The sequence below is a fragment of the Nocardia abscessus NBRC 100374 genome (assembly GCF_000308455.1).
Taxonomy (GTDB): Bacteria; Actinomycetota; Actinomycetes; order Mycobacteriales; family Mycobacteriaceae; genus Nocardia; species Nocardia abscessus.
This window is the reverse complement of sequence record NZ_BAFP01000115.1, coordinates 35,026-50,786: the sequence shown is the minus strand read 5'-3', so window position 1 is coordinate 50,786 and position 15,761 is coordinate 35,026. Positions and strand designations below refer to the sequence as shown.

General features: G+C 68.0%; 12 protein-coding genes. 5 read left to right on the top strand and 7 right to left on the bottom strand.

What is annotated here, in order from left to right:
* Window positions 1–3 precede the first annotated feature (3 nt).
* A complete protein-coding gene (locus ON19_RS23985) occupies window positions 4–1,152 on the bottom strand; it encodes an ABC transporter ATP-binding protein (protein ID WP_043697236.1) in 1,149 nt (382 codons plus the stop codon).
* 11 nt (window positions 1,153–1,163) lie between these two features.
* On the bottom strand, window positions 1,164–2,048 hold the full coding sequence (locus ON19_RS23980; protein ID WP_169334212.1) for an ABC transporter substrate-binding protein: 885 nt from the start codon (window positions 2,046–2,048) through the stop codon (window positions 1,164–1,166).
* 243 nt (window positions 2,049–2,291) lie between these two features.
* On the opposite strand from ON19_RS23980, the gene ON19_RS23975 reads away from it, so the two are divergent.
* The 3 genes from ON19_RS23975 (at window position 2,292) to ON19_RS23965 (ending at window position 5,862) form a co-directional block, all read left to right on the top strand.
* The gene (locus ON19_RS23975; protein ID WP_043697233.1) at window positions 2,292–3,182 is read left to right on the top strand and encodes a glycine betaine ABC transporter substrate-binding protein; all 891 of its coding nucleotides are present in this window, start codon (window positions 2,292–2,294) and stop codon (window positions 3,180–3,182) included.
* 482 nt (window positions 3,183–3,664) lie between these two features.
* Window positions 3,665–4,369 (top strand): PadR family transcriptional regulator, encoded by a 705-nt coding sequence (locus ON19_RS23970; protein ID WP_083899590.1) that lies wholly within the window; start codon window positions 3,665–3,667, stop codon window positions 4,367–4,369.
* A gap of 11 nt (window positions 4,370–4,380) precedes the next feature.
* Complete coding sequence (locus ON19_RS23965) at window positions 4,381–5,862, top strand: DHA2 family efflux MFS transporter permease subunit (RefSeq protein ID WP_043697229.1); 1,482 nt, start codon at window positions 4,381–4,383, stop codon at window positions 5,860–5,862.
* Between the two features lie 100 nt (window positions 5,863–5,962).
* Here the strand turns inward: ON19_RS23965 and ON19_RS23960 are convergent, their stop codons facing one another.
* The 5 genes from ON19_RS23960 to ON19_RS23940 form a co-directional block, all read right to left on the bottom strand.
* Window positions 5,963–7,633, bottom strand: a complete 1,671-nt coding sequence (locus ON19_RS23960; RefSeq protein ID WP_043697227.1) for a molybdopterin-dependent oxidoreductase — start codon at window positions 7,631–7,633, stop codon at window positions 5,963–5,965.
* Between the two features lie 96 nt (window positions 7,634–7,729).
* Window positions 7,730–9,523, bottom strand: a complete 1,794-nt coding sequence (locus ON19_RS23955) for an AMP-dependent synthetase/ligase (RefSeq protein WP_043697224.1) — start codon at window positions 9,521–9,523, stop codon at window positions 7,730–7,732.
* Window positions 9,524–9,641: 118 nt separating this feature from the next.
* Complete coding sequence (locus ON19_RS23950) at window positions 9,642–10,559, bottom strand: alpha/beta hydrolase (protein ID WP_043697221.1); 918 nt, start codon at window positions 10,557–10,559, stop codon at window positions 9,642–9,644.
* 22 nt (window positions 10,560–10,581) lie between these two features.
* Window positions 10,582–11,412 carry an SDR family NAD(P)-dependent oxidoreductase gene (locus tag ON19_RS23945; RefSeq protein ID WP_043697218.1) on the bottom strand — a complete coding sequence of 277 codons (831 nt, stop codon included), beginning with the start codon at window positions 11,410–11,412 and terminating at the stop codon, window positions 10,582–10,584.
* Complete coding sequence (locus tag ON19_RS23940; protein WP_043697215.1) at window positions 11,409–12,938, bottom strand: flavin-containing monooxygenase; 1,530 nt, start codon at window positions 12,936–12,938, stop codon at window positions 11,409–11,411. Before ON19_RS23940 ends, ON19_RS23945 begins: the two co-directional genes overlap by 4 nt.
* A gap of 70 nt (window positions 12,939–13,008) precedes the next feature.
* Here ON19_RS23940 and ON19_RS23935 point away from each other — a divergent pair, with 70 nt between their 5' ends.
* Window positions 13,009–13,641, top strand: coding sequence for a TetR/AcrR family transcriptional regulator (locus tag ON19_RS23935; RefSeq protein ID WP_043697284.1), 633 nt, complete (start codon window positions 13,009–13,011; stop codon window positions 13,639–13,641).
* Between the two features lie 185 nt (window positions 13,642–13,826).
* Window positions 13,827–15,716 carry an NERD domain-containing protein gene (locus tag ON19_RS23930; protein WP_043697213.1) on the top strand — a complete coding sequence of 630 codons (1,890 nt, stop codon included), beginning with the start codon at window positions 13,827–13,829 and terminating at the stop codon, window positions 15,714–15,716.
* Window positions 15,717–15,761: the final 45 nt, after the last annotated feature.

Below are 15,761 nucleotides of genomic sequence, written 5' to 3'. Positions count from 1 at the left end.
CGGCTATCGCACCTGTTCTTCGAAGAAGTGCCGGTTGCGTTCGGCGTCTTCGTGCGCGCGCTGCCCGGCCAACTGCTCGAGCACCTCGGTGGCCAGCACCCCGCCCCGCACCGCACCCGCGTCGTCCACGGCTACGCCTACTCCGGAGGGTGAGGAGATCGCGGCGTCCAGCGCTTGGCGCAGGTCACCGGTCGGGGTGAACAGCGAGCCGCCCGCCGACATGCTCTCGGCCGGCGTACGACCCGCGCGCAAGCCCTCGACCCCGGTGACGTCGATCCAGCCGACCGGCTTGCGCTGCGCGTCCACCACCAGCACCCATTCGCCCGCGTCCAGCCGCAGCCGGTCCACCTCGTCCACGACGGCCGTCCGGATCTCGTGCAGCGGAACGTCGGTCGCGGTGCGGAAGGACAACCCGCGGTAGCCGCGGTCCCGGCCGACGAAGTCGGCGACGAAGTCCGTGGCGGGCTGCGCCAGCAGACGCTGCGGCGGGTCGTACTGCTGCAATGTGCCGCCGCGGCCGAACACCGCCACGCGATCGCCGAGCGTGATCGCCTCATCGATGTCGTGCGTGACGAAAACGATGGTCTTGTGTAATTCGGCTTGGAGCCTTTGCGTTTCGATCTGCAATTCGGCGCGCACCACCGGGTCGACCGCGCTGAACGGCTCGTCCATCAGCAGGATCGGCGGATCGGCCGCCAGCGCGCGGGCCACGCCGACACGCTGCTGCTGACCCCCGGACAGTTGCGCCGGGTACCGCTGGGCCAGCGATCGGTCCAGGCCGACCCGGTCGAGTACCTCGAGCGCCGCGGCGCGGGCGGCCCGGCGCGAGTCACCGCGCAGCACCGGAACGGTCGCGACGTTGTCGAGGACCGTCCGGTGCGGCAGCAGGCCGCCGCTCTGGATGACGTACCCGATCCCGAGGCGGAGCCGGACCGGGTCAACGGTCGAAATATCTTGTCCGGCAATGGTGATCGTCCCCGAAGTCGGCACGATCATGCGGTTGATCATCCGCATCGAGGTCGTCTTCCCGCAGCCGGAGGGTCCGACGAACACGGTGAACGACCCGGATTCGATGCGCAGATCGAGGTCGGTGACGGCATGGGTGCCGTCCGGATAGATCTTGCTGATACCGGAGAACGCGATATCGGACATCGACTCGCCCCCTAGCCCACCGGCTTGTTCAGCCCCTTGGCGGCGACCCAGGCCGCTGCGGCGGCCTTGGGCTCGGTCTTGGCGCTACCGGATACGGCCTTGTTCAACTCGACCAGCTCGGCGGTGGTCAGCTGCGCCGACACCGCGTTCAGCGCCGCGAGCAGCTTGTCCGACTTCTTGCTCGCGTTCAGCAGCGGCACCACGTTCTGCGCGGGGAAGTTGTGCTTCGGGTCTTCCAGCACCACGAGGTCGTTCTGCGCGATGGCGGGTGCGGTGGTGAAGATATTGGCCGCGGTCACCTGGCCCTCGACCAGCGCGCGCACCGTGGCGGGGCCGCCGCCGTCGGCGATCGGCACGAAATTGTTCGCGGCGATGTCGAGGCCGTAGTTCTTCTTCAGGCCGGGCAGGCCGCCTGCGCGCTCCTGGAACTCGGCGGGCGCGCCGAATTTCACCTCGGCCGAGTGCGCGGCCAGGTCGGCGATCGTGCGCAGGTTCCAGCGCTGCGCGGTGGCGCGGGTGACCACGACGGCGTCGGAATCCTCCCCGGGCGCGGGCGTGCCGATCGCGAGATCGGAACCGAGCGCCTCGCCCAGCGCGCTCTCGACATCGGCCGCGCTGGTGGCTGTGGCGTTCTTGTCCAGGTATTGCAGCAGGTTGCCGGTGTAGTCGGGGATCACCGAGATGGCGCACTGCCGAACGGCGGGAACGTAGGCTTCGCGGCTGCCGATATTGAGCTTGGTGTCCACGGTGAAACCGTTGGCGCGCAACACCTCCGCGTACACGTTGGCGACGGTCTCGGATTCCGGGAAGTTCGCCGAACCGACGATCAATCCGTCTCCCGAACAGCTACCACCGGTGGCGAGCGGGTCGGAATTGCCACAAGCCGACAGGATCATCGCGACGGCGAGCGCCGCGGCGGCGGCGAGGACGCGAGCGGCGCGCAGCGCGGCGCGCACAGCGGGGCGCCGACGCCCGGCGGCACCGGGGATGCGGGTGGATTTCACGAGAGTCCTTCCGACATGACGGCGGTGCGCGGTCTCGGCACCGAGCGGCCGCCGGTACATTCTGGGTGTCCATACTGCCCGCTTCCGGGTTTTTCTGTTGGCTGTGTCGATTCGACGGAGAGTTGGTGTCGCCGGATGGTGTTGGCCGCGTCACAGCGGGTGCTGGCTCGGTTGCTGGTGGTCGCTTCCGTCGCTCTGGTCGTGTCCTGCGGGAACGACGCGCCGGGACCGTCGATCACCGTCGGCGCGGGTGATTCGGTGGAGTCGTCGGTGCTCGCCGAAATCTATGCGGGCGCACTGGCGCGTACCGGGGCGCGCACCGCGGTCTCCGCGCGTCTGGGTGGCCGGGAGGATTACCTCGCCGCGCTGGACGCCGACCGGGTCCAGGTGCTCGCCGAGCACACCGGCGCGTTGCTCACCCATTTCGACGAACACGCGACGGATCGGCTGCCGAAATCCGTGGCGAACGCGGTGAGCGCCGCACTGCCCGAGGGGCTGGTGGTCTCCGACTTCGCCGACGGCGCCGATCTGCGACCGCGGGTGCTGCTCACCGCGCAGGCGGCGGCCCAGGACAAGGTGCGTTCGGTGGGCGATCTCGCGCCACGCTGCGGTGAGCTGACCGTCGGCGTGGCGGTCACGCCCGGCCTGTTGCCGTCGGCCGGGCGCGATCGGGTCGGTGGGTGCGACTTCGCGGCCACCGTGGCGTTCCCGGATCCGGCCGCGCTGCGAAAAGCATTGCTGGACGGTCAGGTCCAGGCCGGTTTGCTGAGCGGTCCGCCCGAACTGGCGCCCGGCGCGACCGACGGTCTGGCCGTGCTGTCCGACGACGATTACGCGGTGCGCGCCGAGAACGTGCTGCCGCTGTTCCGCAAGGGCTTGCTGGACCAGCGCCAGATCAAGAAGCTGAACTATGTCGCGGGTGAACTGACGACGGACGAGTTGGCCGTGATGATCCGGCGCGTTCGTGACGAGGGCTCCGCGCCGGGGGATGTCGCGCGCGACTGGTTGGACCAGCACGCCCTGTAGCCGGTCGACCGGTCTGCTTCGATACCCCGGTGAGCTCGAGGCCAACGCAAGACTGATGTCGGAAATCGAGCGATAGATGTCGCATCCGACACTGCCGCTCCGGCGAGCCCGGGCATAGTCTTCTAGACGAGCCCTCTGGAGGGCTTCGCGAACAACATCACTACCCAGTCCCGTATCAGCAATGGCGCTGTACCGGGGTCGCCGACGTTGCCGACCTCGCGGCGGGAGCTGATCGAGAGGCCGTCGAGAGTCATCTCTCGACGGCCTCTCATCTATTCGGCAGGCCACGGGAACGCGCCGACGAAGAACTGTGTCGCCCATCACCGGTCACACATCCTTGTCGATGGACTGTTCCGCGCCGTATATTCCACGTGGAATATTTAGCGTGGAGCATGTCGGCATCCGCCGATACCTTTGCGGGGCAAGCTCGGCGTGGAGGCGGCCGACAGGTCGAGACTCATCCGCAACGGAGGTGAACAGGCGTGGGGCAAGGGCAGGCGCATTCCTCGGTGACGCCGCTGGCCATCGCTGTGCTCGCGCTGCTCGAGGAGCGGCCCATGCATCCGTACGAGATGTTCCAGACGCTGATCGCCCGGCGGGAGGACAAGCTGGTGAAGGTGCGGCCCGGCTCGCTGTACCACACCGTGTCCCGGCTGGCCGACCAGCAATTGGTCCGCGCCGAGGGCGTCGACCGTGCGGGCAACCGGCCCGAACGCACCACCTACCGGATCACCGGGCGCGGCAGGGACGCACTGCGCAACCGGATCGCCGAGATCGTGCGGCAACCCGTGCCGGAGTATCCGATCTTCCCGGTGGCGCTGGGCGAGATGCACAATCTGCCCAAGCCGGAGGCGCTCGCGCTACTGCGCGAACGGATCGGCGTGTTGAAAGCCGAGTTGGCCGACACCGACATGCTGAATGCGTGGGCTCGAGAGCACGCCGTCCCGCGCCGCTACTGGATCGCCCTGCCCTACCTGCGGGCGATGCTGGCCGCCGAACTGACCTGGGTCGAGGAGTTCACGGCCGAATTGGACAGCGGCGCACTCGAATGGGAGGACTTCGACCCCCGGACCGGCGCGCCCGTCGGCTCCGGCGACGGTCCATCGTCCGACGCCGGCACGACGCCATCGGTGCCGAGCGGCCTCGTGGCGAACCCCGACCCGAGCTTTTCGGATAGTCCGAGTTAGGAACGAAACACATGTCCACACCACGCAATCCGTGGCCGGCGCTACTCGCGCTGGTCGTGGGCTTCTTCATGATCCTGCTGGACATGACGATCGTCGCGGTCGCCAATCCCGCGATCATGACGAGCCTGCACGCCGATATCTCCCAGGTGATCTGGGTGACCAGCGCCTACCTGCTCACCTACGCGGTGCCGCTGCTGGTCACCGGAAGGTTGGGTGACCGCTTCGGCCCCAAGAACATCTATCTGATCGGCTTGGCGGTGTTCACCGCCGCGTCGCTGTGGTGTGGCCTGTCCGGCAGCATCGGCATGCTGATCGCGGCGCGCGCCGCACAGGGTGTCGGCGCCGCACTGATGACGCCGCAGACCATGGCCGTGATCACCAGGACTTTCCCGCCGGACCGGCGCGGCGCCGCGATGGGTTTGTGGGGTGGCGTGGCGGGGCTCGCGACGCTGATCGGGCCGATCCTCGGCGGTGTGCTGGTGGACGGGCTCGGCTGGGAGTGGATCTTCATCGTGAACGTTCCGGTCGGTGCGGTCGCCTTCGCGCTGGCGGTCTGGCTGGTGCCCGCGCTGCCCACCCACGAGCACAAGTTCGACATCCCCGGCGTGCTGCTCAGCGGTATCGGCATGTTCTTGCTGGTGTTCGGCATCCAGGAGGGCAACAGCTACGACTGGTCGCTGCGGATCTGGCTGTTGATCGGTGCCGGCCTGGCGGTGTTCGCGGTGTTCTTGGTCAACCAGGCCAGGAACAAGGGGGAGCCGCTGCTGCCGCTCAGCCTGTTCCGGGACCGCAACTTCGCGCTGTCCAACGCCGCGATCGCCGCGATGGGTGCGGCAGTGACCTCCCTGATGGTGCCGACGTACTTCTACCTGCAGGCCGTGCGGGAAATGTCGCCGACGAAGTCCGCGCTGGTCTTCGCGCCCATGGCGATCGTGACCGGCTTCGCGGCCCCGCTGGTCGGCAAGTTCGCCGACCGGTTGCACCCGAGGACCGTGCCCACCATCGGCTTCGGCCTGTTCGCGCTGTCGGTGTTCTGGTTCTCCGTACTGATGGATCCGCACTCGTCGCTGGCCTGGTTCCTGGTGGCCGCCGCGCTGGCCGGCTTCGCCAACGCCTGCATCTGGGCTCCGCTGGCGGCCACGGCGACCCACAACTTGCCGGTCCAGCAGGCTGGTGCGGGCGCCGGTGTCTACAACACCACCCGCCAGGTGGGCTCGGTGCTCGGCAGTGCGGCGATCAGCGCGCTGGTGGCGGCCAGGATGACGGCGAACGGACTGGGCGGCGGGACCGTCGCCGAGGGCGGCGCGGGCCAAGCCCCGATCCCGGAGTTCGTCAAGGACTCCTTCAGCACCGCGCTGAGCCAGTCCACCCTGCTTCCCGCGGCCATCCTGCTCCTCGGTGTCGCCGCCTCGGTATTGTTCATCCGCCACGGCGCGTCCGCTCCGGCGCAACTCGAGAAAGAACGAGCCACGGCCGACTCCGCGGCGAGCTGACGTCCCGAAACCTCATGCCCCGCGAAAGAACGCCCTTCTGCGGGGCATGTTCGTCGACGCGGCGTCACGGCCGCTCGGTTCGGTCGGGCACAGGTCGCGCTCAGGCGATCTGGACGGTGACCGAGGGATAGCCGGTGGCGCCGTCGGGGATCACGTCGCGGCGTTCGGCGGTTTGGGTTTCGCCGATTCCGTCGGTGGCGCGGGCGCGGATGGTGTGCGGGCCGGAGGTGGCATCCCAGTCGAAGACCCACTGGCGCCAGGTGTCGATGGACTGTTCGTCGGAAAGGCGGGCCCGCTGCCAGGGGCCGTCGTCGATCTGGACTTCCACGGCGCGGATGCCGCGATGCTGTGCCCAGGTGACACCGGCGATGGGAATGCGGCCCGGGTGGAGTCGGCCGCGAGCGCGCGGAGTGTCGATGCGAGTGCCGGTCTTGATCGGGCCGAGTGCCGACCAGCCGCGCCGGGTCCAGTACGCGGTGGCACGGTCGAAGCGGGTGACTTCCAGTTCGGTCACCCATTTCGTGGCCGAGACGTAGCCGTAGAGACCGGGCACGACCAGCCGGGCCGGGTAACCGTGCTGCACCGGAAGGGGCTCGCCGTTCATGCCGACAGCCAGCAGGGCGTCGCGTCCGTCGGTGAGCACCGCCAGCGGAGTGCCCGCGGTCCAGCCGTCGGCGCTGTGCGAGAGCACCATGTCCGCATCGGGGTGCGGTCCGGCTTCGGCGAGCAGCCGATCCACGCGGTAGCCGAGCCACCGCGCGTTGCCGATCAGGTCACCGCCGACCGGATTCGACACACAGGCCAGGGTGACCAGGTGTTCCTCCACCGGAAGATTCGCCAGATCCGCCCAGCTCAGCCGGATTTCCCGGTCGACCATGCCGTGGATGCGCAGCGACCAGCTGTCCTTGGAGACCTGGGGAACGATCAGCGCGGTATCGATCCGGTAGAAGTCGTCGTTGGGTGTCAGGTACGGCGTCAGCCCGGGCACTCGAAGATCGACGCCGGGTGTTAGAGGTTCGGCGGGAGCCGTCGGCTCCGGCAACCGCACCGCGGCGCGTTCACCCGAAACGTCGCTGCGCCTGGTGCCCAGCAGTCGTCCGGTGACCCCGGCGGTCACGGCCAACCCGCTCGCCACCAGCAGTCCCTGCAAGACCTGCCTGCGCTCCGGGGACGAACCGATGGCGGAGCCGCCATCAGCGGAGGCGTCGGACATATCGCCGGTGCCCGCGGTGCGCCCGGCGTGACCTTCGGCTCCGGCAGTCCGCGACGTCTCCGCCGGAGTCCGAGTCTCGGAATCGACGGTCGAGCGCCCTGCCCCGGCCCGACCGTCGGCAGGAAATGTTTCCGTCGCAGCGTCGATTCGACGGGTGAGCGCACGCAGCGCGAAGATACCCACGGCCACACCGACGACCGTCGGCATCGCGGCGGACAGACCCGTACGCGTCACGGCCAGCCATGCCGTGAGGACCCCGAACCCGACGAACAACCACGACCCGGCGGCACGGTCGGTCCGCTCGATCGCTCCTGCCAGCCCGGCGACCAGCACCGCGATCACGCCCATGACCAGGTACAGCACGGCCTTGTCGTTCGTGCCGAAGGTGGTGATGGCCCATTCCCGCAATCCGTCGGGCGTGTGGTCGACCACGGCCGAGCCGAGGACGTGCAGCGGCGCGTTGTCGAGGCCGAGGAAAGCCGCGAACAGTTCGGCCACGCCCAGTGTCAACCCCGCCGAGACGATCCCGGCCACCACGCGCAGTCGCAGATCGGCCATGGCATCGAGACTACTGCGGGTCGGGTGACCAGCTCCCGGAGACGCGAAAGGCGCTGTCCGCGAACAGTTCGCGGACAGCGCCTCGCAGCGATCAGCTCAGTGGTAGATGCTCGCCACGTCGTCGGCGTGCTGCTTCATCACGACCGCGCGCTTGAGCGACATCTTCGGGGTGAGCTCGCCGGTCTCCTGGGTCCAGTCGATGGTCAGCAGACGGGTCTTCTTGATCTGCTCGGCGTGCGAAACCTTCTTGTTGGTCTCGGCCACCGCCGCGTTCACCTCGGCGATCAGATCCGGGTTCTCGATCAGCTTCTCGATCGGGGTGTCGGCGGGCAGGTTGTTGCGTTCCTTCCAGCCGGGCAGCGACTCCGGGTCCAGCGTGATCAGCGCGCCGATGAACGGCTGTCCGTCGCCGACCACCATCACCTGGCTGATCAGCGGGTGCGCCCGCAGCGAGTCCTCCAGCAGCGCGGGGGAGACGTTCTTGCCACCGGCGGTGACGATGATCTCCTTCTTGCGGCCGGTGATGGTGATGAAGCCGTCGTTGTCGATGGCGCCGAGATCGCCGGTCTTGAACCAGCCGTCCTCGAACGCGTCCTCGGTGGCCTCCGCGTTGCCCCAGTAACCGTCGAATACGACCGAGCCGCGCAGCAGCAGCTCGCCGTCCTCGGCGATCTTGGCGGCGTGGCCCTCGATCGGGCGGCCGACCGAGCCGACCCGGATCTGCTCCGGGGTGTTGACCGCGATGGCCGCGGTGGTCTCGGTGAGGCCGTAGCCCTCGTAGATGGTCACGCCGACGCCGCGGAAGAAGTGGCCCAGCCGCGCGCCGAGCGGGCCGCCGCCGGAGACGGCCGCCTCGCACTGGCCGCCGAGGGCCGCGCGCAGCTTGCTGTAGACCAGCTTGTCGAACAGCGCGTGCTTGAGCTTCAGCCCGACGCCCGGTCCGCCGTTGTCGAGCGCCTCGCTCCACGCGATGGCGGTGTCGGCGGCGGCGTCGAAGATCTTGCCCTTGCCGCCGTCGTGGGCCTTCTGCTTGGCGCTGTTGAACACCTTCTCGAACACTCGGGGCACCGAGAGGATGAAGTGCGGGCGGTAGCTGCCGAACTGCTCGACCAGGGTGGACCAGTCGGCGGTGTGCGCGACGATCACCTTCGCGTCGAACGCGGCGAGCGCGACGGCGCGGGCGAAGACGTGCGCCAGCGGCAGGAACATGAGGGTCTTCTTGCCCTCGGTGACGTACTTGTGCAGCGCGATCCGGTCGGACTTGGACTCCGCGTACAGGTTCGCGTGGGTCAGCATGACGCCCTTGGGGCGGCCGGTGGTGCCCGAGGTGTAGATCAGGGTGGCCGGGGACTGCGCGCCTACCTGGGCGCGGCGGTCGTGCACGGCCTGGTCGTCCAGGTCGGCGCCACGACTGATCAGCTCGTCCAGCGCGCCCTTGTCGATCTGCAGGATCTCCCGCAGGTCGGGCAGCGACCCGGATTCGATCTCATCGATCACCGTGCGGTGCTTGTCGCTGTCCAGGATCAGCAGCTTGGTGGCCGAGTCCTGCAGGATCCACTTGGCCTGCTCGGCGGCGGAGCTGTCGTAGATCGCGACGGTGCAGCCGCCCGCGGCCCAGATGGCGAAATCGAGGACGGCCCATTCGTAGCGCGTCGGCGCCATGATGGCGACGCGATCGCCGAAGTCCAGGCCCGAGGCGATCAAGCCTTTCGCCACGCCCGTCACGGTCTTCGCGAACTCCGCGGCTGTGACATCCTGCCAGCCGCCACTGCCGTTCGGCACATTGAACAGCACCGCGTTCGGCGCTTGCTCGGCGTGGCGGAAGACGTTGTCGGAATTGTTCGCGTCATCCGGAGTGGTGTAGGAAGCCGGGACTTCGAACTCTCGCATCAGTGCCCTTCCACGTGGGTTTACTCGCCAGTAATCTACGACACCTGCGCCAGGGTCGTGAGGTCGACCACCGAAATCGCCTCCGTACATCACCGCAGGGTAGGGACCCGCTCGGATTTCATCCTAGTTCGCGCAGGTCCGCCGGTTGAATCGCTTCGCGCAGGAACTCGGCGAGTTCGCGCAGCGCGGCCCCCGCGGGCGCGGCCAGCGCGGCCTGCAACTGTGCGACGTGCCACAATCCCTTGCTCTCGGTGAAGTGGACGTGCACGCCTGCCTCACGCAGCGCGGCCACCAGCGCGACGCACTGGCCGTGCAGCAGTTCGCTGACGTCCACTTGCACGTAGGTCGGCGGCAGGCCGCGCAGTTCACCGGTCAGCGGGGCGTAGGACGGATCGGACGAGTCACCGGCGCCCAGGTAGGCGGACGCGCAGGCGCGTGACCACGGCTTGTTGATCACCAGGTCGCGTTCGCGCTCCGGGATCTCGTTGGGGTCGGCCCACGGTGCGATCAGCCCGAGCGCCGCCGGGGTCTGCCCGTGCCGGGCGATCAGGCGTTGCGCGAGCGCGAGCGACAGCCCGCCCCCCGCGGAATCGCCCGAGACGGCGATCCGGCCCGGCAGGAATCCCCCGCTCGTCACGAGTTCGAGGAAAGCGGCCTCGGCGTCGTCCAGCGCCGCGGGTAACGGGTGTTCCGGCGCGAGGCGATAGTCCAGTACGTAGACCGCGTAACCGGTGTCTCGCGCCAGGCGGGCCGCCAGGGAGCGGTGCGTCGCCAGGGAGCCGACCGCGTAGCCGCCCCCGTGGAGATAGAGGACGGCGCCGTCGTCGGCGGTGTCCGCGAAGCCGATTCGCTCGGCGGGCCTGCCGCCCAGCCGGATAGGTCGCACGACCGCGCCCGCGGGCAGCAGCTGCGCCCGCGAGGTCACGTCCAGCAGCCTGCGCTGCACTGCGAACGGCAACCGCTTGTTCAGCGTGACCCGGAAGATCGGATTCAGTACCGCCCGCGCGAGGGGCAGCGGAAGGTTGATGTCCCGCATCGTCGTCTCTCGAATCCCGGGGTCAGGGCAGGAAGCGGCGTTCGACGTTGGCCGCGATCCGCTGGTAGCCCGACGCGGTCACCCGGACGAACAGATCCAGCAGCTTGGCCTCCCAGCCGATCAGCACGCGGCCGTGCCCCTTGCGCACGCCCTCGGTGATGGTCTGCGCCGCCATCTCCGGAGTGTGGATGGCCAGCTTCTTGTCGAACATCGACGCGGCCGACTTGCTGTCGATGCCCTCGGCGTAGGTGGCGTTGCGCGCGACCGCGGTCTTGATGCCGCCGGGGTGCACGCAGGTGACCTTGACCGGGTGCCGTGCGACCAGCATCTCCTGACGCAGCGACTCGGTGAAGCCGCGCACCGCGAACTTGGCCGCGTTGTACGCCGACTGGCCGGGGATCGCGATCAGCCCGAACAGGCTGGAGACGTTGACGATGTGGCCGTCACCGGACTCGATGACCATCGGCAGAAACGCCTTGGTGCCGTTGACGACACCCCAGAAATCGACGTCCATCACGCGCTCGAAGTCCTTGTACTCCGAGCGGATGACCTCGCCGTGGTGGGCGATGCCGGCGTTGTTGTAGACCTGGTGCACGGCGCCGAAGTGCGCTTTCACCGCGTCGGCGTAGAGGATGACCGCTTCGCGTTCGACCACGTTCACCCGGTCGGACTTGACTTCGGCGCCCAGCTGCTCACAGCGGCGGGTGGTCTCGGCCAGACCCTCGACGTCGATGTCCGACAGCGCCAGTTTGGCGCCGCGCCTGGCCAGATTCACCGCCAGCGCACGACCGATCCCGGAGCCCGCTCCGGTGATCACACAGACCTTGTTCTTGAAGTAAGCGTCATTGCTCACGATGCCACTGCTTTCACATCGGTTCGGGAAATGGAGATCTCGTACGCCGCCACGTCGAAAGTTCTGGTCAGCCTACGGAATTCGAAAGTGAAGTCCGGCCACAGCGTGGTGTTGTTGCCGTGCTTGTCCAGGTACCAGCTCGAGCACCCGCCGGTGAGCCAGACGCTCCCGGCCAGCTTCGCCTGCAGCTGCTTGTTGTAGGCATCCTGCACGTCGCGGCGCACTTCCACGGTACGCAGGTCGAGGCGGTCGATGGTAGCCAGTGCGTCGGCGACGTAATTGATCTGCGATTCGATCATGTACACCATCGAGGTGTGCCCGAGGCCCACGTTCGGCCCCAACAGGAAGAACATATTGGGGAAGTTGGCGATCGAGGCGCCCTTGTAGCCCTGCTGGCCGATCTCGTCGAACACCTCCGACAGGGTGCGGCCGTCGCGGCCCGCGATCGTGTCGTAGGTCGGCGAGTCGGTGACGTGGAAGCCGGTCGCCACGATCAGCGCATCGATCTCGCGCTCGGTGCCGTCCTCGGTGACGATCGAGTTCGCGCGCACCTCGGCGATGCCGTCGGTGACCACGTCGACGTTGGGGCGCGACAGCGCCGGGTAGTAGTCGTTGGAGATCAGCATGCGCTTGCAGCCGATCCGGAAGTTCGGCGTGACCTTGGCGCGCAACTGCGGATCGCGGATCTCGTAGCGCAGTTTGGCCTTCGCGATGGCCTCGAACAGCTGCATCATGGCCGGAGCCTTGGCCAAGCCGACCACCTGGGTCTCGCGCGCGGCGTAGATGGCCGCGCGGGATAGTCGCTGCAGGCCGGGCACGTACTTGAAGGCGAGTCGCTCGGCCTTCGTGTACGGGCGGTCCAGGCGCGGCAGCAGCCACGGCGCGGTGCGCTGGTAGACGTCCAGGTGACCGACCTGCGCCGCGATGGCGGGCACGATCTGGATGGCCGAGGCGCCGGTGCCGATGATGGCTACCCGCTTGCCGGTGAGGTCGGCGTCGTGGTTCCAGCGCGCGGAGTGGAAGATCTCGCCTTCGAACTCGCCGATGCCTTTGATGTCCGGCAACGCGGGCTCGCACAGCGCGCCGACCGCTGACACCACCGTGTCGGCGGTGAAGCTGCCCTTGGTCGACTCGATCTCCCAGCGGGAGACCTCGTTGTTCCAGCGGGCGCTGGTCACGTCGCAGTCGAAGATGTGCTTGTCGCGCACGTCGTAGCGCTTGGACACGTCCTGGATGTACTGCTGGATCTCGCCCTGCCGGGAGAACGACCGCGACCAGTCGGGGTTCAGCGCGAACGAGTACGAGTACAGGTGCGAAGGGACGTCGCAGGCCGCGCCGGGGTAGGTGTTGTCGCGCCAGGTGCCGCCGACATCGCCGCCGCGCTCCAGCACGAGGAAGTCGTTGCGACCCTGCTGGGTCAGCCGGATGGCCAGACCCAAACCCGCGAACCCGCTGCCGATGATGATCGTCCTGGCGTGGCGCGTGGGTCGGGCGGCGACAGCTTTGTCTGTAACCTTGCGACTCATGTAATCGAGACTACGGTGCTATTGAGCACGAGTCAACAGTATATTGACTTCCGTTCAGTAGGATGTGCTGGTGACCAGAACCCGAGCAGACGCCCCCAAGCGCACGCGGCTCAGCCCCGACGAGCGCCGCGAGCAGCTGATCACCTTGGGCGCCAAAATGCTCGGCGAACGCTCCATCGAGGACATCTCCGTCAGCGAGATCGCCGCCCAGGCCGGTATCTCCCGCGGCCTGCTGTTCCACTACTTCCCGACCAAGCAGGATTTCCAGCTGGCGATCGTTCGACACGCCAACGCCGAACTGCTCGAGCGCGTCGTCCCGGACCGCTCGCTCGGCATCTTCGAAATGCTGCGCGACTCGATCGAGCGCTACATCGAGTACGTCACCGAGAACCGCACCTCTTACCTCGCGCTCCTTCGCGGCCCGACCAGCGTCAGCCCCGACCTGGCCCCCTTGGTCGACCAGACTCGCGACGCCATCATCGGGATCATCCTCGCCGAGACGCCCGTGCCGGTCTCCGAGTCCGACCATCCCCGCCTCATGCTCGCCATGCGCGGCTGGATCGCGTTCGTCGAGGAATCCACCCTGACGTGGCTGCGTTCCGAACCCGTCTCCCGCGAACAACTCGTCGACCTGCTGGTCGAGTCACTGATCGCCATAGCCTTCTCCGTCGATCCGGCCTTGGCCTCGGCGCTGCGAGGTTGACGAGACTGCGGGGTTGACGAGTTCCCGCGTCGCACGTCCCCACTGTGGCGCTGCCCACACGCCGTACTCCGTATGCCCTTGTGCTGCCAATACCGTGCTCCTCCAGTGCCTTTCGATTTTGTGCCGGATATCCCGGCGCTTACCGTTGTGGGGTCCATGGCGTGGGACGACGATGGAGGCCGCCGATGTTGGTCATCAACGAACGAACGACGGCGCCGCAATCCGAGCAGCGTGTGCTCAACTGGATGCGGACCTGGACCGGCCAGTACGTCATTGTGGGGCTGGCGATCTCGGGGTGTTACCTACCCGATCGCGACCGCGAGGACGAGACACAGGAAGCCGATCTGGTGGTCATCACGCCCAGGGCGGCGGTCGTGATCGAGGTGAAGGGCGCCGTCCCGGAAGCCACGACGGGCGTCCTCTCGGTGCAGGCCAACGGGCGCTGGCGGCTGTCCGGCTTCGCGGGCGACCCGATCCACGTGCGCGACCACGACAGCAGCCCGTTCGACCAGGTGACGAGCAACGTCTTCAACCTGAAGGCACTGGTGCGCAAGCACAATGCCGAAGCCTTCGTGGACGGCCTCATCGTGGTGGTGCCGCCCAAGGACTCGAACCTCACGCTGAACGTCGAATCACGTCGGCGCGGTTGCGCAGTGGTCCTCGGAACGACGCCCGTCGACCTTCGCGCGTGGTTCCACCGCACCGCGAGCCGCAAACTCATCTGGACCGCCGAACGCACCCACGCCCTGCTCACCGATCTGAACCTGGGCGACCAGGTCACCATCGACGACTTGGTCGCGGACGGTTTCCCGCCGGAGCAGAAGTTGCGGGCCGGGACGCTGGCGGCGCTGGAAAGCGTGACGCGCAAGACGCGCCCAGTTGACGGCAGAGCTACCGCAGCCGAGATCTCGGAAACCGATGACAGCTCGGAAGGCTCGGACTCGCCGCCGTCGGACGTGGTTCCCGTTGCGGCGCAACTGACCGCATCGAGCTCGATGCGAAGCGCTGAGATGGATGACGGACCGGTCGAGGTAAGTAAGCACGCGCCGGAATCGGATCGGTCGACCCCGCCGCTGTCCGCGATACCAGCGCGGACGCGAACCGACGCCGCGGAACCTGACGCTTCGGAACCCGATATTTCGGAATCCGAGGTATCGCAGCCCGGACCGTCGATGCAATCCGATGCGGAGAGCGGACAGCAAGCGGACGCGTTCTCGTCGACGGTTCAGCAGCCGCTCGAATACGTGGATGTATCAGACGACATCCGAGTGGTGTACGCCTCCGAGTCACATCCTGCGCAGGATGCGCCCGCTGCGAGGGTGGTGCCGACGCGACCTGCCGAGCCGGACCCGTTCGCACCGGAATTCCTCGCGCCGGAGCCCGCGGCATTCGAGCCCGCGTCGTCCAGTGCGACAGTCCATCCCGATCAGGACGGTCGCGAAGAAACGCACCACACGCCGCCCGCTCCGGCGTATGCGCAGTCGCGTGAGTCGGCGGACGAGCCAAAGGATGCTGCCGCGGAACGGGCCTCGAAGCCGCCTCGCGCCGAGGGACGGCTCGCAGCCACGCCGGATCCGGTGGCGGACTCAGCGCACGGACCGTCGTTCACGGACAACTGGTCGTCGTGGATCGAATCCGCCCCCGATCGACCACTGCGCCCGCGGCCCGCGCCCGCATCCCCGCCGAGCCGACCGGCATCGTGGTCCACGCCCAGTCCCGAACCTCAGCCACTGCGCCGATCCACGCCGACCGCTGTCATCGAGCGCCGTCCACGAATCGCGGATCTCCGGCGCATAACCGCCTTGCCTGCGCGAACTTCCGGCCGCGCGGCCGAGAAGCCGCAGCCGCGTGGGCATCGCTCGCAACAGATCGCGGCGGTGGCGCTTATCGCGTTGGTCATCGGCACGATCTGGATTTTGGCCGCCTCCTGCTCGACCCCCACGGGCGGCGCCGTGCAGCAGCCACAAGCCCCCGTGTCCGCAACCGAGGTCGTGTCCCCACCCCCGACCGTCACGGAGACTCCGGCCCGGCTGAATCTGCTGCCCTTGTGCACTCCCGTCAAACCCAAGTGCTGAGAACGCGGATCGGCCAGATGGGGCGTCGACCAGAGCCCGCTGCTG

Excerpts from the sequence above, each read along its gene's own strand:
- ON19_RS23975 (WP_043697233.1), top strand. The coding sequence starts at position 2,292 with ATGGTGTTGGCCGCGTCACAGCGGGTGCTGGCTCGGTTGCTGGTGGTC.
- ON19_RS23985 (WP_043697236.1), bottom strand. The coding sequence starts at position 1,152 with ATGTCCGATATCGCGTTCTCCGGTATCAGCAAGATCTATCCGGACGGC.
- ON19_RS23930 (WP_043697213.1), top strand. The coding sequence starts at position 13,827 with ATGTTGGTCATCAACGAACGAACGACGGCGCCGCAATCCGAGCAGCGT.
- ON19_RS23950 (WP_043697221.1), bottom strand. The coding sequence starts at position 10,559 with ATGCGGGACATCAACCTTCCGCTGCCCCTCGCGCGGGCGGTACTGAAT.
- ON19_RS23965 (WP_043697229.1), top strand. The coding sequence starts at position 4,381 with ATGTCCACACCACGCAATCCGTGGCCGGCGCTACTCGCGCTGGTCGTG.
- ON19_RS23940 (WP_043697215.1), bottom strand. The coding sequence starts at position 12,938 with ATGAGTCGCAAGGTTACAGACAAAGCTGTCGCCGCCCGACCCACGCGC.
- ON19_RS23980 (WP_169334212.1), bottom strand. The coding sequence starts at position 2,048 with ATGATCCTGTCGGCTTGTGGCAATTCCGACCCGCTCGCCACCGGTGGT.
- ON19_RS23960 (WP_043697227.1), bottom strand. The coding sequence starts at position 7,633 with ATGGCCGATCTGCGACTGCGCGTGGTGGCCGGGATCGTCTCGGCGGGG.
- ON19_RS23955 (WP_043697224.1), bottom strand. The coding sequence starts at position 9,523 with ATGCGAGAGTTCGAAGTCCCGGCTTCCTACACCACTCCGGATGACGCG.